Raw genomic sequence first — 20,427 nt, 5'->3', positions numbered from 1 at the left:
AAAAATCCCTTAAATAGTTATGGGATTTTTGTTATGCGCGAATCCTGTATGGTTTGCTTATCTTCGCCCAGCTTAGCCATGTAATCTATTAAGAAATGGAGGATAATAAGGGGAATAATCGAGCCAAGGCCAGCATATAAGATCGAAAAAACTAAGCCAACAATTGCTGTCCGCAATACACCTGACAATAGCCCCTGATACGTATGAGCAAGTCCGAATAAAAGAGATGCAAAAATGGCAACAAACCAAATGGACAGGCTTGGAAATAAGTAAGAAAAAGCAAAGAGTAAAAAGCCGCGGTATATTATCTCTTCGGTAACACCTGCCGTAAAAGAAACGTAATTCCAAAGCTTTTTCTCCTTCTTACTTACAGGCATTATTGCAAGAAACTCGGACTTCTCCTTTTGTTTGTTTTTTGCTTCGGTTAGATTTGTCCGAATATTACTACTGACATGGTATCCAATCATATAATAGAGAATAGCCATAATATAGACGCCAGTTAAGGCAAAGACGATATAGGTAATAACAGGACCAAATACATCTGTGTTAATAGAAGGTAAGGTAAATCCGATTTGATTAAAGGTAACTTCGGTGAAAAGGACTAAGAGGATAATATAAAGAGTAGGGACCCACAAGCCAACAATAGTATGAATATAATACTTCTCTCTGGCATGTGCAATGGTTGTGACATTTACCTTGAATTTCTGAAAATCAAAATATCCAAAAATAGGCTCATACACAAACAAAAAAACAATCATTATCCAAAGGAATATTTCCATGTAAACCTCCTAATTTTTGTTTTCCACTTTATTTTTATTCAAGAAGGAATGTGATATTCCTGCTTTTCATACAGCTGTATTATTTTAAAGTATTGAAATTCAGCAAACTGTGCTGATTAAGACCAGTTTTTTAGATAAGCATTGAATTAAGATTAAAGACCTTTAAGTAAGATGTAGAGTGATGCTTGTATTGTGATAGATATTTATTTATGCTATAGTATCACCATGCTTTTTTAACTGCTTTAAAAAGGTTTATGGTGGTGAATGGAATGAATGAATTATCAGCAACTCCAAAATCGATGAAAAAAATGATCCTAACTGGAATTCGCAAAGCCCTTCTTGAAGCAGGAAGTGCAACGAAAGTGGAACTTAGTAATACATTAGGTATCAGTTTTCCGACTATCAGTAAATTCCTAGCGCAAATGGAAAAGGACGGGGAAATAAACTTAGTCGGATTAGATGATTCAAGTGGGGGAAGAAGAGCTAAACGCTATTCGTATAACCCAGAATATATGTTAGGCTTGGCGATCTTTCTAGAAGGATCAGAAACCAATTACACGATTTTTAATTGTATTGGAGAAATAAAGGAAAACGGAACTACTCCAAGTGTGCTAAAAGAGGATGGACTCACCTCTCTAAATATATATATTGAAAGCATGATGGAGAAGCATCCGAAAATAAGATCGCTTGCTGTCGGGGTGCCAGGTTCTGTTGATAATGGACGGATTTTTTATATACCAGGCTATGAATCCTTTCAAAACTTTGATTTAAAAGGTTATTATGAAGAACGGTTTGACATTCCTGTTGTAGTGGAAAATGATATGAATGCTGCTGTTCTTGGTTATCACGCAAATATGGGGATGACAGACAAGCATTCCTTAGTATATTTGTATTTTGGTCAAAACGGACCAGGAGCAGGTATTATGATAAATGGCGATGTAGTTAGAGGAAACACCTTTTTTTCAGGTGAAATTTCGTTTGTTCCCCAATATAATGATAAGAATTTTCAGCAGGCGATAGAAAGTGAAGCTAGAAGCAAGGTAATGATAGTGGAGGACCATCAAATCGATGCAACAAGCAGACTAATTGCCTCGTTTGTATCAATTCTTAATCCGCATACAATTATATTTTATAATGATGAAGTGGATAAAGAGAGCTTAGAACACATAGCAACATGCAGCGCAAAATATGTTCCTTCCGAACATCTGCCGGAACTTATAGTTAGTGATTGGAAAAAAGATTATTTATATGGGCTCCAAAGTCTTGCATTGGATCAACTTATGAAAGACTAACAATAAACGGTGTTGTCAATTAAACTCACTCTTTAATAGGAGCAGGTTTTATAGACAGCACCTTCTTTCAGTTGGGGCAAAAACTTATTCGTTTGTAATAAATTTCAAGTGCCAAGGCAATAGAAAACCGAATGCAAATACATAGACAATAATGGAGATATATCCGTTCCAGCCTTTAAATGTCATATAGCCAAGCTGAACCATTCCAAATTGAATTAAAAAGGCTGCCAGAGTAAACCAGGAAGTTAACATCCATTTGTTTTTCGAATGGAGGAAATTCAAAAAAAGAATCGAAAGGGAGGTTGGAATTAACGTATAGCTCAAAATATCACCGAGACCTGCTTTTTTAGGATTGCCTATATCAAATAAGTCGAATGCCCTTGCGAGAATCCCGTCACTGAGCCAAGTAGCAAATCCAACTACCCCGAATGTAATATAAATATCTCTCCATGAAATCTTCTTAGGTATAATAAGTACAGAAAGAACCAATACGATGCTTACAGTAACTGGGAACCATAAGCCCTTTGAACTTAAATCTAGATTATCAATAATTTCATGCATGCTGTAACCACCCTTAAGATTTGCCTTTATTTTCTGCAGATGGTTTTAGGAATATACAATTTTTATGGAAAAGGAAAAGCACAGTTATCAATTGATAACTGTGCTGCTTTTTTATTGTTTTTTAGAATTTGATAATGAAATCCCTGTGAATCCATAAAAAATCGTAATGAGCGGACATAATAGACAAAACAGTGCAAATAGAGCATAGTCTGCAACAGAAACGCCAAGTACAGAAGACAAAAATACGCCACAGACACCCCATGGAACGAGGGGATTAACGACTGTTCCCGCATCCTCAAGCACCCTTGAAAGATGCTTAGGCTGCAAGCCGGCTTTTTTGAAGTTTTCTTTAAAGGCATTACCAGGCAGCAGGATAGATAAGTATTGCTCTCCAAGAATAAAGTTAACGGCAATTGCTGTTCCTGCTGCAGAGCATACTAGTAAGGAAACACGGTGCAGCATATTTTGGACTACAGATAATAAGGCAGGTACAATTCCAAGTCTGAATAACAATCCGCCCATACTTAAAGCAAGCAAAATGATGGATATGCTGAACATCATACTTTCAATTCCGCCTCTTGACAGCATAGAATCTACTTCTGCAATGCCGCTTGTTGACTTGTAGCCAGAGTATAGTAAATCAAGTATTGCATGAAAACCTAAGCCATTATTGACCCAAAAAGAAATAATTAACGCAGAAATTGTTCCAGCGAACAATGTGGCAATTACAGATACTTTTTTGAGTGCCAGAATAGCTAGTAAAATTAGCGGAATAAGTGAGTACCAATGCACAAGGTTTAGATTCAATAAAGTATCTTTAATTTCATCTATCTTTTGAATGCTGTCTCCAGTTTTACCTGGTGAAATCAATAAATATACAAGGAACGAAATGATAAATGCAGGAACTGTTGTCCATGCCATATCTTTAATATGTTCAAATAAGTCTGTATCTGCAACGCTTGCTGCAAGTGTTGTTGTATCAGATAAAGGTGACATCTTATCACCGAAAAACGCTCCGGAAATTACAGCGCCAGCAGTGATGGCAGGCGATATATCTAAAGCCGTGCTTGCTCCGATAAAGCCTACTCCAATTGTAGCCGCTGTAGTAAGGGAACTGCCGATACAAATACCGATAATAGCTGTAACAACGAAAACAATCGCAAAATAGAATTTACCTGAAACTAATTCAACTGCTAGAAAAATAAATGTCGGAATTGTTCCGCTTGCCATCCAGCTGCTGATTAGCATTCCTATAAAGAAGAAAATCATAATTGCACCGAGACCAGGTTTAACACCTTCTACCATTGCCTGTTCCAAATCGCGAAAGCTAACTTTTTTAATCGCTCCATAAACTAACAATAAAGCGATACCTGTCATGATAGCAATATGTGGGACAACCTCTACCCCAATTATCAGGTAACCAAGGGCCCCCATTAGTAATATCGTAATAAACACTGCCTCCAACGGACGGATCAACAGTGTATTTTTCTCAAAATCCATACCTATTCCTCCAAAACTCTTTAAAACTTGCTGCTTATGATTTATTAAAGTCAGCTATCTAGTAAAATAGTAACTTTCTTATTTAAACGCTTTTAAGCGTTAAAGCGAACATGCACTACAATACACCATATTTGTCGCTATGTCAAAATAATTTTTTCGTTGTTTGAGGATGATAGTGTGAGAAGTGCGAACGCTAAGTCTCTACGCAATATGCATAAAATGCAGTCTCAAATCAGAATAATTAGTAGAATGATTTCATGAAAAAGGGAAAAACTAACTGGAAATAGAGCAGAATGGTGGAAGAATACATGTCTGAGTATTTGGAGGTAACAGCTAGAACAATAGGCTGTTTTTTTCTATTGTATATAGGCACAAGGATCTTAGGGAAACAGCTGATTTCACAAATGACAAATATCCATTTTATTGCTTCTATCTCCATGGGTACGATTGCAGCAAATTTAACGTTCAATACTCCTATTAAAGTCGCTAATTTTATTCTGGCATTTGTTATTATCGTTATGATTGCTTTAGCAGGGGTTACAATGTCTGCAAGAAGCAAAGAGGCACGGAAGTTTTTTGGCGGGTGTCCCACACCTGTTATAAAGGATGGGCAAGTTTTAGAAGAGAACATGATAAACCTCCATTTTACAATAGACTATGTAAATCAGCTGCTGCGAGAGAAAGACATTTTCAATATCGAGGAAGTTCAGGATGCAATAGTAGAGGCAAGTGGAAAATTGTCTGTCTTAAAAAAGCCTCTATATAGGGAAGTTACAAAACAGGATATAAAGATTGCTGAAGCAGAGCAGACAAATCGCCCAGTTGAGTTAATTGTCGGAGGAGCAGTGTTGGAAGCAAATCTTATGCAACACAATCTTTCCTTGCTGCAACTCGAGCTGGACAAACAGAAACTGCTCTTGAATGAAGTTGATTATGCAGTAATAGGTTCTAATGGGAAGGTGTATATATTAAGCAATAAGGATTCTAAACAGTAAAAAGCAAGAGTTCCATTCGAACTCTTGCTTTTTACTGTTTAATGGCTTGTATTAGGGCTCTCTGCCATCGCTAAATCGTTTTGATAGGCAGTTAGAGCCAATTCATATCTGATTTTTTTGCTGGCTTCCACGAAATCTGTTTCATTTACAAGGCCAGATATAGAATATTTATGCCCCATGAAACCAACATTCAGCTCCGTAATTTCATTGAATTGAAATGGTTCGACAGGAATGCCGAATTCATCCTTCAATAAATAGTGACGATATTTATCATTGCAGGTTTTTGCTAAATCCTCCATCACTTTAAAGGCAGCATCTGGGTTTTGTCTATAGTTGAGGATGAGGCTTTCGTTAACCCTCCGCCTTCCCCTCGTTCCATTCTGCAGCTCGGTAATGTTGCTGTAGGAAACGGTATAGAGGTAACCGTCATACTGGCGGATTTTCAGGTGGCGAATGCTAATTTCTTCAATTTTCCCTTGTTTATCTCCATTGATAATAACATAGTCCCCGTGATGCAGCTGACGTTCAAATAAATATGTCAGTCCCATAATATAATCGCGAATAATATGCTGTAGAATCAATGCCAAGGCACTCGCTAATACAACTGACCCGGTTATCAGTCTATCCAGTTCAAAGAAATGGCTGAGCAAGTAAATAAGGAAGAATACCAGTCCTATAACCTTTGTCACCTGATTGGTGAAATGCATCAAAGTTTCTTCCCGCTTTTCATCTAAAAAGCTTGTTTTGTCAAAAAATATTTTTATGAACTTTCTAATTAAAAAAACTGTAAGTATAATGAGCAGTGCTACTGCTGTCAGTCTAACTGGAAATTTCTCGAATAGTTCTAAGATAAACATAAACTCACCCTTTTGCTTAAACTAATAAAGGAGAGAAAAATTCTTTCCTAACAAAAATTAACGATAGCATGTTTTCATAAAAAATAGAAGCGATATTCATTAATGGTGTTAAGTTAATTATAATGAAAGGGATAGGAAGATAAAAGCTGCTAATAGAAGGGGATTGTTCCGTGTTTTCAAAGTTTATTGATCATTATGCATTATCTGCATTACATAAAAAGAAAAGCTCAACCACACAATTTGCCATACCAGTCTTACCAACTGAAATAAACAGACAGGATTTCTACCAACCAGACAATCCTAGTTTTCAGACAGAAGTAACTGCAGATTATCAATCTAATACATATAGCTTTACCTCCTTCATTGCCACAGAATACCCTAATAATGATTTTATTAAAGGGGAAATGTTTTTGCAAAATAATAAGGGGGTAACACCAAATATAATCTTGATTCATGGCTGGAGAATGAACTCATACAGTAAATTAAAAAGTATTTACCATGATAAGATGTCAAGCTTAGGTTGGAACCTGTACTATTTTCCATTAGCCTATCACATGGAAAGAACTCCTCCTCCATCTCTGTATAGCGGGGAATTTATGATAAGTGCAAACTTGGACAGAACGGTGCATGCAACTAAACAATCGATTGTTGATTTAAGAACATTGATTCACTGGATTAAACAAACACAAGAGGGGCCGATTGTGTTAGTTGGTGTTAGCTTAGGAGGATGGATAGCGAATCTTACAGCAACACAGGAGGCTGAAATTGATGGAGTTATTTCCGTCTTTTATGCCAATAGACTATCTCATTCTATCTGGAATACAATTCCTGGGAAATACATTAAGGCTGATTTCCTGAACAATGGAATAGGCTTTAAAGAACTGATTGAGCACTGGGGAATTACCGATCCAAGCGGGTCGCTTCCTAAAATAAAGAAAGAGAACATCTTATTAATTTCAGGAAAACACGATCAATATATCTCACTAGAAGACGCTGATCACTTGTGGCAAAGCTGGGGCAAACCAGCAAGACATGTATATAATTGCGGCCACTCAGGAATTGTCTTAAATAAAAAGAGAATAGCAAAAGATACTATTACCTTTATTCAAGAGCAAGTTTTAAAGACCTTTAATAAGGAAGATTAATATATTAAGAAAATAATAGTAAATATAAAAGACTGCCTTTTTTTAGGACAGTCTTTTTTAAAACAGAATAAGACTTCGGTAATGTTTCCCATGTTCCTGCTAAATTGTTCTTACTCATTGATTCTAATAATAATACACCGATATATTCTGTAGGAAGGTTTTTTGCCCGCAACATTAAATTTTGATAGGAAGGCAGGAAAACAGGTGAAACGAATGTCCATAAAAGCTAAAACATTGGTGTTCTTAATGCCATTAGTATTTTTAACACTGTTAGTGATGACTGTTGTTTCTTACAATACCTCTCACGATTATATATCTAATGAAATTGATCAGAAATTACATTATCAGTTAGAGTCTGTGACGGGTGACATTCAAGGAACGATAGACAGGCATACTGCCTTTTCAATAGGAGTTGCTGATGTCTTAGAGCAGAATGCAACTAGCTACACGCTTCAAGATCTGCACGCTATTTTTGAAGGACAACTAGCGGGAAATCAAGATGTTTACGGAATGGGAATTTATTTTGAACCGTACCAATATAAAGAAGGCACCAAGTATTTCAGTACGTACAGCTACAGAGAAGGGGACAAGACTACCTCGACGGAAATCTATAATAATCCTGATTATGATTATCCTAATCAGATTTGGTACAAGGTTGGTAGCGAACTTGGGAAGGAAGCAGGGATAGCTTATACAAAACCGCTGTTTGATGAAAGTACGAATGCGACACTAATCACTGCAGCAATGCCAATATACAACGGCAAAGATGAATTGCAGGCAATTGTAACTAGTGATATTAATTTAGGAGAGATTCAAACACTTATTTCTGAAACACAAGTTGGAGAACAGGGTTGGGCATTTCTTCTAGATAATGAAGGCGAATATATCGCAGCAAAAGACGAAGATAAGGTTATGAAGTTAAACATTAAAAATGAACAAAATAAAGATTTAGCAGCACTGTCTGCTTCCATGCTTTCCGGTAAAGAAGGGGAAAGCTACTTCACGGAAGACGGGGAAGAGTACTTTGTGCAATATACTCCGATAAACGGTACAAATTGGGTATTAGGAATGGTAATACCGAAAGCAGAATTAACAGAAGCATCTCAATCAATATTGTATTATTCGCTGGCTATTGGAATTGTTGGTGTCCTTATTATTGCAGCAGGTATAATTTTCTACTCTTCTTATTTGTCACGAAATGTTAAGAAAGTGAATGATCTTTCTGTAGATATGTCAAATGGTGACTTAACGAATGAACTCCATATTAACAGCTCTGACGAATTTGGTGTAATGGCTGCTAATTTTAACAAAATGATCGGAAACCTTCGAAACATGATTAGAGAAGTTGCCGGGAATTCTGAATCAGTTTCTAAAACTTCTTATGAATTAAGCGAAGGGGCATCTGAAACGACGAAGGCAACAGAACATATTGCAGCAGCAATACAAGAGGTTGCGGAAGGTTCCAAGGTCCAAACAGACAGCTCGCAACAAATAGTTGCAGCAATGGAAGAAATGAGTTCAGGTATTCAAAGAATTGCCTCTTCTTCAGTCGATATGTTGGAGAATTCGTCTGACGTCATAGAAAAAGCAAAAGATGGCCGTCATTCACTAGAAAAGACGTCGACACAAATGCAATCTATTCATGCAAGTGTGTCGCAATCTGCTGAGGTTGTGAAGAGATTAGGAGAACATTCGCAAAGAATAGGAGATATAGTGAAGGTAATATCAGATATAGCTAATCAAACGAATCTTTTGGCACTTAATGCCGCAATTGAAGCAGCACGCGCAGGGGAGGCTGGCAAGGGATTTGCTGTAGTAGCTGAAGAGGTTCGTAAGCTAGCAGAAGAATCTGACGCATCTGGTAAGGAAATAGTAGAAATTATTTCTACCATCCAGAAGGATACAACGCTTGCAGTCGATGTGATGGAAAACGGAACGAAGGAAGTGCAAGCAGGGATGGACGTAGTTCATGAGGCTAATGCTGCATTTTTAACAATCTTAGAATCTATTCAATCCGTTGACAATCTAATCCAGGAAGTTTCCTCATCGTCTCAACAGATGTCAGCAGCATCTGAGGAAATTACAGCTTCTGTAGAACAATTGTCAGATATTGCACAGAATGCATCTGACAATACCCAAAATGTTGTTGCTAGTACAGAGGAACAGCTTGCAACAATGACAGACTTAAAGAATGCAAGCAGCCATTTACAAAGCATGTCACAGAAATTACAGAAACAAATTTCACAATTTAAAATATAAAGCATTGTTAAAGGCATGAGTTCAAGCGTGAAACTCATGCCTTTTTAACTTTTTACGGGCAATAAATATGACTGCCATCCCCTCATTATATAGTGACTTTGACAAAAAAAGGGTATAGCTCTTAATTATAACAGCTGATTACTTTTATCCGTTACACTATAGCCATTTAATCATGATAAGCTACATACAACGTTAGAGAGACACAGAAAAGGAGGTGGCATTCCCTACCGATTTCTAGAATAACAATTAGGAATTCGAAAGTGCATTGAGAATATTTTGAATATTCAATTATATATTAGTTTTAGAGTTTGCTTACTAAAGTAATAGGCTGACTAAAGGAGGAGGGATAGAATGAATTTTCGGGATGAGTTGAAAAAGCGAATTTTGATTGGTGATGGAGCCATGGGTACCCTTCTCTATTCAAACGGAATTGATAATTGCTATGAAGAGCTCAATATTACCCATCCTGATCGGATTGAAACTATTCATACTGCTTACTTGGAAGCAGGAGCAGATATACTCCAATCCAATACATATGGTGCGAACTACTTTAAATTAAAACGATATGGCTTGGAGGAAGATGTTAGCAGCATCAACAGAAAAGGCATATCCATTGCCAGAAAAGCAGCCAAAGGAAAAGCATTTGTATTTGGAACTATCGGTGCGTCAAGAAGCTTTCGTAAGTCTGATCTCGAGTTGGATGAAATTAAAAGAAGCTTTCGTGAGCAATTATACAGCCAGCTGATGGAGAATCCTGATGGCCTGCTTTTAGAAACGTATTATGACTTAGAAGAATTAGAGACAGTATTAAAGATTGCTCGCAATGAAACAGAACTTCCAATTATTGCTAATGTTTCTTTACATGAAAACAGCTATTTACAGGATGGTGTCCATTTAAATGATGCCTTTCTCAAATTAGAGGCATTAGGCGCAGACGCTGTTGGAATCAATTGTCATTTAGGACCACATCATATGATTCGCTCTCTCGAAGAAGTGCCGCTCCCTAACAGCGCCTTTCTTTCCGTCTATCCGAATGCCAGCCTTCCAGAATATATAGACGGACGTTTCGTTTACGAAGCGGTCCCTGACTATTTCGGCTCAAGTGCCGTAAGTTTGCGTGAACAAGGAGCACGGATTATTGGGGGCTGTTGCGGAACAACACCAAAACATATTGCAGCAGTAAAAAAAGCACTTGGAAATCTTACACCAATTACGAAAAAACAGATTAAAGTGCGTAAAATTGAAGTAATAGAAGTTGCTAAAAGTGAAAGTAAAAAAGGGCTGCATGAAAAAGCGAAGTCCGAACGAACGATTCTTGTTGAACTGGACCCGCCCAAAAAACTGGGGATTAAAGAATTTATGAGAGGTGCGAAAACACTGCATCAAGCAGGTGTCGACTCCATCACACTAGCAGATAATTCTTTAGCCAGCCCGCGCATAAGCAATGTCGCTCTCGGAACAAAGCTGAAGAACGAGATTGGCTCAGAGCCTCTTATTCATATTACTTGCCGTGACAGAAATATGATCGGCTTGCAGTCCCACCTGATGGGCTTGCAAACTCTTGGACTAAGTGAACTATTAATTGTGACTGGCGACCCTTCCAAGCTTGGTGATTTTCCAGGGGCAACAAGTGTTTATGATTTGTCATCATTTGATTTAATTAGTCTTGTCAAACAGTTTAACGAAGGGTTGTCGTATTCGGGACAAAGTCTAGGGCAGCGCACCAATTTCAAAATAGCAGCAGCCTTTAATCCGAATGTCCGCCATCTGGATAAAGCAGTCCAACGACTAGAGAAGAAAATAGCATGCGGCGCTCAATCTTTTTTGACCCAGCCAATTTTTTCTGTAAACCAGTTGGAAGAGGTATATGAAGCTACTAAACATCTTGAAACACCTATTTTTACTGGTATTATGCCGCTAACAAGCGCTCGAAATGCTGAATTTATCCATAACGAAGTGCCAGGCATAAAGCTGCCCGATGATGTCAGGCAGGCGATGGCCTCATGCGGCAATGACCCATTAAAGGCCAGGCTTGAGGGAATTGCAATTGCTAAGGAACTAGTAGCTGCCGCTGCAGAAAAATTTAAAGGAATTTATTTAATCACGCCTTTCTTACGATTTGAAATGACGGAGGAGCTAACAAAGTATATTAGAGAACTGGACAGTGAGCGCTTTGTTGAAGTGACTGCTACCTGAGTAATGACATAGGATCATGTTTTTACTGTTTTAATACCAATTAATTCTATAAGAAAACCTAATATTAAGATGCAGGAGGAATATAATAATGAAATTAATTAGTACTGTTATTGGCTACCCTTACATTGGTGAAAATCGGGAATGGAAGCGTTGTGTCGAATCTTTTTGGAATCAGAAAATTTCAAAAGAGCAATTTATTGCTGATATGAAAGCAATTAGACTGAATAACTTGAAACGCCAGCAAGCATTTGGCCTGGATTTACTCACTGTCGGAGACTTTACTTTTTATGACCGTATGCTTGATTTAGCTGCAATGTTCGGTTTAGTGCCAAGCCGTTATGAGTGGTCTGGAAAAGAAGTAGATTTGACAACATACTACACAATGGCACGCGGCGGGAAAGATGCTGTAGCTTGTGAAATGACAAAATGGTTTAACACAAACTATCACTATATTGTTCCTGAATATGAAAATAAGCAATTGTCGCTGACAAATAACTATATTTTAGATTATTTTATAGAGGCAAAGGAAGAATTAGGACTTTTAACGAAGCCTACAATTATTGGACCGTTTACGTTCGTACAGCTAGCGAAAGGTTATGATAAAAAAGCAAAAGAATCGTTTGTATTAAAGCTTTTACCGCTGTATACACAAGTGTTTCAACAGCTTATTGATGCAGGAGCAGAGTGGATTCAGGTCGAGGAGCCTGCATTAGTACTGACACTAAGCGAAGAAGATATTAAGCTTGTTAAAGAAATTTACAAGCAATTATCAATAGAAGTGCCAGCCGCAAAAATCATGCTGCAAACGTACTTTGAGGCACTTTCCGCATATCAGGAGCTGACACAACTGCCTGTTGCTGGGATTGGTCTTGATTTTGTTCATGGAGGAGAGGGAAATATCCGCTCTATCCAAAAATATGGTTTCCCTGAAGAGAAAGTATTAGGGATTGGACTAGTAAATGGACGAGATATTTGGAAGGCAGATTTAGTAGAAAAAGCGGCAACAACACAGTCTTGTTTAGCATTAAGCGGTGTTAAGGAGGCTTGGATTCAATCATCCTGCAGTCTGCAGCATGTACCTGTTACAACTGTTTCTGAAAAAGCACTAGATGCTGCTTTACAGGATGCTCTGTCGTTCGCAGATGAGAAAATAGCAGAGTTGATTCAAGTAACGTCTTATGTACGAAACGAAACGTTGACAAATGAAATTGCCCTTACACAGAGTAAACTGAAAATTGATGCACTGGCAAGGCATGAAGCAAGAAATAATCACAATGTTGGTCAGCTGGTTTCTAGCGTGCAGCCTCAGCATTTTTCACGACCTGCTGTCTTTAAGGAACGACAAGCATTACAGCAAGAAGAACTGCAATTACCGGATTTTCCAACAACAACAATCGGCAGCTTCCCGCAGTCTGATCAGGTGAAGCGGACACGAACAGCATGGCGTAAAAAGGAAATTACCGATGCTGAATATGCACAGTTTGTCAAAAATGAAACAGCACGCTGGATAGAAATCCAGGAAGACATCGGACTTGATGTGTTAGTAACTGGAGAATTCGAGCGGACAGATATGGTCGAATACTTTGGTGAAAAGCTTAGAGGAATCGCCTTTACAAAGCAAGCATGGGTCGTTTCATATGGTTCACGGTGTGTGAAGCCGCCAATTATATATGGCGATGTAGAATGGATCGCTCCGATGACAGTGAAAGAAGTCATAGAAGCACAAGAGTTAACGGAAAAATATGTGAAAGGCATGTTAACAGGGCCAATTACCATTCTAAACTGGTCTTTCGTCCGTGATGATATATCCCGAGAACAAGTAGCAAATCAAATAGCGTTAGCATTGAGAGAGGAAATTAGCGTGTTAGAGGAAGCGGGCATTGCGATTATTCAAGTAGATGAACCGGCACTGCGTGAAGGCCTGCCGTTACGTAAGGAAAAATGGGGGGAATATTTAGAGTGGGCAGTGAATGCATTTAAGCTTGCCACATCAAGTGTAAAGAATGAAACACAAATTCATACACATATGTGCTATTGTGAGTTCAATGACTTTTTAGACACTATTCGCGCCTTAGATGCAGACGTCATTTCAATTGAAACGTCGAGAAGTCACGGAGAGCTGATTCATTCACTTAAGCAAAACGCATATGAGCTAGGCATTGGATTAGGTGTGTATGATATTCACAGTCCGCGTGTTCCAAGTATTCAAGAAATTGAAACAATCTTAAACGACAGCCTAGAAGTTATTGCAAAAGAACAGTTCTGGGTGAATCCTGACTGCGGCTTGAAAACACGACGCGAGGAAGAAACAGTACAATCCCTTAAAAACATGGTAGCGGCAACACAGAAATTACGTGAGCAGGTTAAACAAACGGTATAACAATAAATGGGGCAGCATATACAGGTCCTGCTCCACAATATTTATTAGTCTAAAAAATGATTGCTAAATAGACAAAAGGTCTTCTATGCACCAACAGATAGAAGACCTTTTGTTTTTTTGGGTATTTTTTTGCTAAAACTTTTTTTATCAGAACTTCATTATATCCGATAAAAGGCGGAAATCTAGAGAGGACCATTAAAAGTAAATATAAAGTAATGAGTTTGTAATCCTATGATAAGAAAGAAACAGTAAAAAAGAAGTTTCCGAATGATACAGGCAATTGCTGGTAATATTAATAAAGACACCGAGTCGAGGGGGACTAACATATGCCGCATCAAAAATTCCAGTCAGCTAACATAAGACCTCGTTATGCAAAAGGCACAATATCAGCATGGGGAGTAAATTCTGCATATCCTCGCACTCCATGGGTTGCTGCTTGGTGGTCTGCTGCCTTTCCAGGGTTTGGGCATATGTTTCTCGGTAAGTACCTCCATGGTTTTATGCTGATTATTTGGGAGCTCGTTGTAAACAGTCAGGCCAATGTAAACATGGGGATTATCTTATCCATGCTAGGAAGATTCGAGGAAGCAAAGGCAGAAATTAACGAAAATTGGTTCCTGCTTTATATGGCAGTGTATGTATATAGTATATGGGACAGTTACCGCTGTGCCGTAGAAATTGCAAAAAGCCATGTACTTGCAGAAGTGGAAGACGCTCCTATCTCTCCATCTGCTGTAACCTTTTTCGATGTTGTCATACTTGATAAGAAAAATCCCTGGGTAGGATTTTTCTGGTCGTTATTATCGCCTGGCTTAGGTCAACTATATGCCGGCAGTACAATCGTTGGCACCTTAGTTTTAGCTTGGTGGATATATGTTGCTTATCAAGCAAGTGCAGTTAGTGCTTGGCTTCATTCGTTTCTCGGTGATTTTCCGAGTGCAACAGCTGCTCTTGATTCGCAATGGTTTCTTTTTCTACCGTCAATGTATGCCTTTGCCATATATCAAGCATATACAGCAGTAATAGAAACAAATACATTATATGATATTGAGCAAATTCGTTTCCTTAGAGTGAGGGATGAAAACTTGTCAGAACACAACACATTAGATAATAATACAGTCCAAATTATCGCTACATTTGAACATTCTCCCTTTGTTGAAATGGTCATTCATGAAATGGAAAAGCAGGGAGTAAAGCCGCAGAATATTGTGGCTTTACCGATGGAAAATCTTGATGATCAATTACATATAGTAGACTCTATCCATTCCGTTGACGGCAGAAGTATTCTTGATGGAGCGATGCTTGGCGGTTCTATCTTTATGGTTTTAGGCTCTATCTATGGATTCGTCTTGTATTTAGGACCAATTATTTGGGGTTTGCTTGGTCTAATTGGTGGTTTTTTAATAGGTTTGTTTATTGAAATAGCACTTAAGAAGAAAAAGAAAATTAAATTTTTCTCTAATCGTAAAAGCGAGGTACTATTACAGGTAACTTGTAATAAATCTCTGCAGGAGCAGATGATTAAGATTCTTAAATCCCGGAAAGCCAATAGTTTTCTGGTGATGCCTCAACGGATTAATAGTTAATGTTTATCACGATAAGGGTGCAGATAATATCTGCACCCTTTTTGTCATTCATGTTTAGGATGCTTACCGCGATTAAAATTTACGAGTGCTTCTAATGCAAATGTACCAATACCTAATGAGATTAGAGAAGGCAGCCGGATGTTTTGTTGCCTTTACATACATGTTTTGAGAACGAATCCAGCCTTTGTTTGTGCCTCTTTCATGTAACATGTAACCTGCATGGTATAAGTTGCTTTCTTCCCGGGGATTTGAGGGTCTATTTACATATTGGCTGGGCGGTATCCATATTTCCATTACTCTGTCCAGATTGCCGAGAACATTTAAAAAATTAGCTTGTGAGCCAACAAAAACATCTCTTAGTGGATTCTCGGCAGCTATTAGCAACACTTTATAAAGATAGTTATATTTGAAATTTTATAACATATTATTTAAATATAAGTTGAAACATTATTACAAAAACGTTATACTTATTTTTAGAAAGCGCTATCAAAATTTGGATATGTAAAGGAGAGGTTAATATGAAAGTTTTGTTTGTATGTTCTGGTGGAATGTCTAGTTCCATTTTGGTGAACACACTAAAAAAAGAAGCCAAAAATGATGGCTTAATATTGGATGTATTAGCAGTTGGCGCGACTGACTTTGCTTCGGAAATCCGCAACGGTTGGGATGTGGCAATGGTTGCTCCTCAAGTCAGACACCGTTATGACAGTTTTAAAGAATCTGCTGATGAAGCAGGTGTTCCTTGTGGGGTTATCCCTTCACAAGCCTACAGCCCCCTTGGCGGACCAGCTTTATTAAAGCTACTGCACGAATTAACCAAGAAATAACAGGTGAGCTAGTGAACAATTAGGAGGGAATATAAATGGATAAGTTTGTAGACTTTTTAGAAAGAAATCTTTCTACTCCCATGGCAAAGCTATCTGAGCAAAAACATTTACGGGCTATCCGCGACGGGGTGGTTTCCGCATTGCCGTTTATAATCTTTGGCAGTATCTTTCTGATTATTGCTTTTCCACCAGTGAGTGCTGATTCTGCTATTGCAGCTTGGGCGAGTAAACATGCAGCAGAAATCTTAATTCCGTACCGGTTAACAATGTTTATCATGACTTTATATATCACGTTTGGAATAGGCTATAGTTTATCTCAAAGCTATAAGATTGATCCTCTTTCTGGTGCGCTGCTTTCTACTGCTGCATTCTTATTTACGATTGGTGTCCAAACGGTAGAGGAGGTCGGCTTTGTCCTGCCGATGGCTAATCTTGGAGGACATGGTCTGTTTGTTGGTATGATCGTTTCGATTTTTTCTGTAGAAATTCTCCGTTTATGCAAATCGAAGAAAATTATGATAAAAATGCCAAGTTCTGTGCCGCCTTCTGTCGCAAGGTCGTTTGAAGCGTTAATACCTGTGACCCTCGTATTAACCGTTATGGCGCTTATTACTGTCGTTTTTGGGATAGATACCCATTCGATTGTAGGCAAAGCAGTTGCACCACTCATTAAAGCCGGTGATACGTATCTTGGAGTCATTCTGCCAACATTTTTAATTACTTTCTTTTGGTCCTTTGGAATTCACGGTGTCTCCGTTGTTGGAGCAGTTGCCCGCCCCGTTTGGGAAGTGTATTTAGCTAATAACTCCGCAGCAGTTGCGGCTGGAAACAATATTCCGCATATTGCTCCTGAAACATTTTTTCAATGGTTTATTTGGATTGGCGGATCTGGTGCAACATTAGGATTAGTCATTGCGATGTTATTAACAGCAAAATCAAAATATAGTAAAGCAATGGCAAAGACTACGATTATTCCAAGCTTATTTAATATTAACGAGCCGGTAATCTTTGGTGTCCCGATTGTATTAAATCCACTATTAATTATTCCATTCATTATTACGCCATTAGTGGGAGCAACTATTGCCTATATAGCAACAGCAATCGGAATGGTCAGCCCAACCTATGTAATGGTGCCATGGACCTTGCCAGCTCCAATTGGTGCCTATTTAGCAACAGGCGGGGACTGGAGAGCTATTGTAATAGTTCTTATTAATCTGGTTCTTTCTGTGCTTATCTATTTACCATTCTTTAAAATATATGATAATAAGCTCGTCACCCAAGAAAGCGAAGAAAAATCCGCAGCGTAAGGTAATGTGTTTATTACAGGGGGGAAGCAAATGAGAAAGACACAAAATCTGCTCTTTTTTAGCTATAAAAGTGCCGCGATTTTCTTTAGCTTAATACTCATTTTTAATCTTGTCTTTGTTCCTCTTTTAAGTGCTACTGGAGTAAATCAGCAAGCTGCATTAAGTATTGTCAATAGTATTGGAATCAGCAGTGCTTTAACATTTGTGATTGTCTGGATTGAACGTAAATTAAACAATAAAAAGCATGTAATTACATTATTTCTAGCATTATTAGTAGGCTGCTCATTAGGTTGTTTCTTATTAGTATTTGAATAAATGGAGGTGTACTTATTTGGCATATGTTGTAGGCCTTATGTCTGGAACATCATTAGATGGAGTTGATGTGGCATTAGTCAAAATAGACGGCTGCGGTATGAAAACAAAGGTTGAACTGATTGAATTTATGTCGTTTCCTTATTCCAAAGACATAAAAAAGGAAATCCATGATTCATTTTCAATTGAAACTTCAAACAGCGCACTAATCTGTTCTTTAAATTTTAAGCTCGGTGAAATTTTTGCAGCTGCTGTTACCGATGTTTGTAAAAAGGCAAAGCTTGCCTTGGAAGACCTTGATGTCATCGGATCACATGGACAAACCATTTATCATCAGCCCTATCAAACAGAAGGCTTGAGCCCGTCTACCTTACAAATTGGCGAGCCAGCTGTTATTGCCTATCAAACAAAAACAGCTGTAGTATCTAATTTCCGTACAATGGATATGGCGGCAGGAGGACAAGGTGCACCACTAGTTCCATATACAGAGCTTCTTTTATATGGCAGCAGGGAAAAATCGATAATTCTTCAGAATATAGGCGGTATTGGAAATGCCACCGTTTTGCCGAAGGCTGCTGCCATAGAAGATGTGCAGGCGTTTGATACCGGTCCGGGAAACATGATAATAGATTATCTTTGCGAAAAGTTTTACGGGGTTCCTTTTGATAATAAAGGAGAAATTGCAAAAACCGGCAATGTTAATAAAGAATTGCTGGAACACTGTATGGAAATTCCGTTTATCCTTGCTTCACCACCAAAATCAACAGGGAGAGAATTATTTGGCACAGCATTAGTAGACTCCCTAGTAAATGCCTATCCGCAAGTTTCCGAACATGATTTTGTGACAACAATGACCATGTTTACCGCAAAGTCCATAGCTGAAAACTATAAAAAGTTTATCTTTCCCACAACTAAAATAGACGAAGTTGTTATTGGCGGAGGCGGGTCTTACAATAAAATGCTGCTTGTGATGCTACAACAAGAGCTTTCAGAGTTTTGTCAGGTAATAAGGCAGGAGGATTTAGGTTTTTCATCTGAAGCAAAAGAAGCAATAGCGTTTGCTATCTTAGCAAACGAAACGATGAATAATTTACCAAGCAATGTTCCTAAAGCAACAGGAGCTAAGCAGGCGCTTATCCTTGGTAACATTACACCAGTTCCATTTTAAAATAGAGAGGAAACTTTCATGAAAAAGTTAGGAATATCCCTATATCCTGAGCATTCCACAATGGAAAAAGATAAACAATATCTTCAACTGGCCCATAATTACGGCTTTGAAAAGGTGTTTACATGTCTGTTGTCCGTTAATGGTCAACAGAAGGACATTATGAAAAATTTTAAAGAAATTTGTTCTTTTGCAAATGATTTAGAGATGAAAGTAATGGTCGATATAGCACCGAGAGTTTTAACTGCTTTAGGAATTTCCTATAATAACCTGTCATTCTTTGCAGACATGGGTGCTTATGGCATTCGCCTAGATGCAGGTTTTTCTGGAAATGAAGAAGCAATCATGACACATAATCCCTTTGGGCTAAAGATTGAAATTAATATGAGCAATGCTACTAATTATTTAGATAATATTATCGCTTATCAGCCTAATCGAGATAATTTAGTAGGTTCCCACAATTTTTATCCGCATCGTTATGCAGGTTTAAGTTATTCCCATTTCAACAAATGCTGTGATCTGTTTAAAAAGCATAATATAAGCACAGCTGCTTTTATTAATTCACAAGCAGCAACATTTGGACCGTGGCCAGTTACTGAAGGGTTGTGCACACTAGAAATGCATCGTAACCTTCCAATAGGAACACAGGCTAAACACTTATTTGCGACAGGTCTGATAGACGAAGTGGTCATTGCTAATGCCTATGCTTCAGAAGCCGAAATGAAGGTGCTAAGTCAGCTTAACAGCAACATACTGACCTTCAAAACAGAATTATATAACACGATCACAGAGCTTGAGAAAAAAATTGTGCTAGATGAATTTCATTTTTACAGGGGTGATGTTTCCGATTATTTAATCAGGTCTACGCAATCACGAGTGAAATATAAACAGGAAGACTTTAAAGCAACAAACACTCCTAACATTCGCCGCGGAGATATTCTTATAGAAAATGAGCGATACGGGCAGTACAAAGGAGAGCTGCAAATCGCTCTGCAAGATATGGAAAACTCGGGAAAGACAAATGTGGTTGGCCGTATTGTTCCTGAGGAAGTATTTTTATTAGATTTTCTGCAGCCATGGGGGAAATTTCAATTTACATTAGAATAGTTTAGAGTGGCAAGCCTCAAGCATCTTGTATCTTTGAGGCTTGCTTTTCGCTAGTTTTTAGAGTTTTAATCAAAAACCTATTAGTCAGGTAGCTTTTCTTGATAAAATATATTCAGTACTATAACACTAAGTGGATTATTTTTTACAACAGAGAGATTG

The 20,427-nt window shown here is 38.1% G+C and carries 16 protein-coding genes; 12 read left to right on the top strand and 4 right to left on the bottom strand.

Features of this window, described 5'->3' with window-relative positions:
- Positions 1-17: 17 nt before the first annotated feature.
- Positions 18-779 (bottom strand): CPBP family intramembrane glutamic endopeptidase, encoded by a 762-nt coding sequence (locus L8T27_RS23365; RefSeq protein WP_237943281.1) that lies wholly within the window; start codon positions 777-779, stop codon positions 18-20.
- Between the two features lie 269 nt (positions 780-1,048).
- Here L8T27_RS23365 and L8T27_RS23360 point away from each other — a divergent pair, with 269 nt between their 5' ends.
- Positions 1,049-2,071, top strand: a complete 1,023-nt coding sequence (locus L8T27_RS23360) for an ROK family transcriptional regulator (RefSeq protein ID WP_237943279.1) — start codon at positions 1,049-1,051, stop codon at positions 2,069-2,071.
- Between the two features lie 84 nt (positions 2,072-2,155).
- Here the strand turns inward: L8T27_RS23360 and L8T27_RS23355 are convergent, their stop codons facing one another.
- Positions 2,156-2,632, bottom strand: a complete 477-nt coding sequence (locus L8T27_RS23355; protein ID WP_233318140.1) for a hypothetical protein — start codon at positions 2,630-2,632, stop codon at positions 2,156-2,158.
- A gap of 111 nt (positions 2,633-2,743) precedes the next feature.
- Entirely contained in the window at positions 2,744-4,132 is a 1,389-nt protein-coding gene (gene nhaC, locus L8T27_RS23350) for a Na+/H+ antiporter NhaC (protein WP_233318138.1), read from the bottom strand.
- Between the two features lie 308 nt (positions 4,133-4,440).
- Between nhaC and L8T27_RS23345 the strand changes: the two genes are divergently transcribed.
- Positions 4,441-5,127, top strand: coding sequence for a DUF421 domain-containing protein (locus tag L8T27_RS23345; protein WP_237943276.1), 687 nt, complete (start codon positions 4,441-4,443; stop codon positions 5,125-5,127).
- A 38-nt stretch (positions 5,128-5,165) separates the two neighbouring features.
- On the opposite strand, the gene L8T27_RS23340 is transcribed toward L8T27_RS23345, so the two are convergent.
- Positions 5,166-5,984: a mechanosensitive ion channel family protein gene (locus L8T27_RS23340; RefSeq protein ID WP_233318134.1), complete on the bottom strand. Its 819-nt coding sequence runs from the start codon at positions 5,982-5,984 to the stop codon at positions 5,166-5,168.
- A 170-nt stretch (positions 5,985-6,154) separates the two neighbouring features.
- Here L8T27_RS23340 and L8T27_RS23335 point away from each other — a divergent pair, with 170 nt between their 5' ends.
- The 10 genes from L8T27_RS23335 to L8T27_RS23290 all read left to right on the top strand — a co-directional run bounded on the left by L8T27_RS23335 (position 6,155) and on the right by L8T27_RS23290 (position 20,268).
- Positions 6,155-7,129, top strand: a complete 975-nt coding sequence (locus L8T27_RS23335; RefSeq protein WP_237943274.1) for an alpha/beta hydrolase — start codon at positions 6,155-6,157, stop codon at positions 7,127-7,129.
- 213 nt (positions 7,130-7,342) lie between these two features.
- A complete protein-coding gene (locus L8T27_RS23330) occupies positions 7,343-9,388 on the top strand; it encodes a methyl-accepting chemotaxis protein (protein ID WP_237943272.1) in 2,046 nt (681 codons plus the stop codon).
- Between the two features lie 351 nt (positions 9,389-9,739).
- Positions 9,740-11,584, top strand: coding sequence for a bifunctional homocysteine S-methyltransferase/methylenetetrahydrofolate reductase (locus tag L8T27_RS23325; protein ID WP_237943270.1), 1,845 nt, complete (start codon positions 9,740-9,742; stop codon positions 11,582-11,584).
- Between the two features lie 88 nt (positions 11,585-11,672).
- Positions 11,673-13,964 (top strand): 5-methyltetrahydropteroyltriglutamate--homocysteine S-methyltransferase, encoded by a 2,292-nt coding sequence (gene metE / locus L8T27_RS23320; protein WP_237943268.1) that lies wholly within the window; start codon positions 11,673-11,675, stop codon positions 13,962-13,964.
- 326 nt (positions 13,965-14,290) lie between these two features.
- The gene (locus L8T27_RS23315) at positions 14,291-15,550 is read left to right on the top strand and encodes a hypothetical protein (RefSeq protein ID WP_237943266.1); all 1,260 of its coding nucleotides are present in this window, start codon (positions 14,291-14,293) and stop codon (positions 15,548-15,550) included.
- A gap of 518 nt (positions 15,551-16,068) precedes the next feature.
- Positions 16,069-16,377 carry a PTS sugar transporter subunit IIB gene (locus L8T27_RS23310; protein WP_233314802.1) on the top strand — a complete coding sequence of 103 codons (309 nt, stop codon included), beginning with the start codon at positions 16,069-16,071 and terminating at the stop codon, positions 16,375-16,377.
- A gap of 35 nt (positions 16,378-16,412) precedes the next feature.
- Positions 16,413-17,684: a PTS sugar transporter subunit IIC gene (locus L8T27_RS23305; protein WP_237943264.1), complete on the top strand. Its 1,272-nt coding sequence runs from the start codon at positions 16,413-16,415 to the stop codon at positions 17,682-17,684.
- 30 nt (positions 17,685-17,714) lie between these two features.
- On the top strand, positions 17,715-17,999 hold the full coding sequence (locus L8T27_RS23300; RefSeq protein WP_237943262.1) for a hypothetical protein: 285 nt from the start codon (positions 17,715-17,717) through the stop codon (positions 17,997-17,999).
- Positions 18,000-18,015: 16 nt separating this feature from the next.
- A complete protein-coding gene (gene anmK, locus L8T27_RS23295) occupies positions 18,016-19,164 on the top strand; it encodes an anhydro-N-acetylmuramic acid kinase AnmK (protein ID WP_282581444.1) in 1,149 nt (382 codons plus the stop codon).
- Positions 19,165-19,182: 18 nt separating this feature from the next.
- Positions 19,183-20,268: a DUF871 domain-containing protein gene (locus L8T27_RS23290; RefSeq protein WP_237943261.1), complete on the top strand. Its 1,086-nt coding sequence runs from the start codon at positions 19,183-19,185 to the stop codon at positions 20,266-20,268.
- Positions 20,269-20,427 lie beyond the last annotated feature (159 nt).

The organism is Niallia sp. Man26 (assembly GCF_022049065.2).
Taxonomy (GTDB): Bacteria; Bacillota; Bacilli; order Bacillales; family Cytobacillaceae; genus Niallia.
The sequence above is the reverse complement of the archived record's forward strand: the minus strand, read 5'-3'. Positions and strand labels throughout refer to the sequence as shown.

Coding starts and splice junctions, on each gene's coding strand:
- L8T27_RS23365 (WP_237943281.1), bottom strand. CDS start 779: ATGGAAATATTCCTTTGGATAATGATTGTTTTTTTGTTTGTGTATGAG.
- L8T27_RS23360 (WP_237943279.1), top strand. CDS start 1,049: ATGAATGAATTATCAGCAACTCCAAAATCGATGAAAAAAATGATCCTA.
- L8T27_RS23355 (WP_233318140.1), bottom strand. CDS start 2,632: ATGCATGAAATTATTGATAATCTAGATTTAAGTTCAAAGGGCTTATGG.
- nhaC (WP_233318138.1), bottom strand. CDS start 4,132: ATGGATTTTGAGAAAAATACACTGTTGATCCGTCCGTTGGAGGCAGTG.
- L8T27_RS23345 (WP_237943276.1), top strand. CDS start 4,441: ATGTCTGAGTATTTGGAGGTAACAGCTAGAACAATAGGCTGTTTTTTT.
- L8T27_RS23340 (WP_233318134.1), bottom strand. CDS start 5,984: ATGTTTATCTTAGAACTATTCGAGAAATTTCCAGTTAGACTGACAGCA.
- L8T27_RS23330 (WP_237943272.1), top strand. CDS start 7,343: ATGTCCATAAAAGCTAAAACATTGGTGTTCTTAATGCCATTAGTATTT.
- L8T27_RS23325 (WP_237943270.1), top strand. CDS start 9,740: ATGAATTTTCGGGATGAGTTGAAAAAGCGAATTTTGATTGGTGATGGA.
- metE (WP_237943268.1), top strand. CDS start 11,673: ATGAAATTAATTAGTACTGTTATTGGCTACCCTTACATTGGTGAAAAT.
- L8T27_RS23315 (WP_237943266.1), top strand. CDS start 14,291: ATGCCGCATCAAAAATTCCAGTCAGCTAACATAAGACCTCGTTATGCA.
- L8T27_RS23310 (WP_233314802.1), top strand. CDS start 16,069: ATGAAAGTTTTGTTTGTATGTTCTGGTGGAATGTCTAGTTCCATTTTG.
- L8T27_RS23305 (WP_237943264.1), top strand. CDS start 16,413: ATGGATAAGTTTGTAGACTTTTTAGAAAGAAATCTTTCTACTCCCATG.
- L8T27_RS23300 (WP_237943262.1), top strand. CDS start 17,715: ATGAGAAAGACACAAAATCTGCTCTTTTTTAGCTATAAAAGTGCCGCG.
- L8T27_RS23290 (WP_237943261.1), top strand. CDS start 19,183: ATGAAAAAGTTAGGAATATCCCTATATCCTGAGCATTCCACAATGGAA.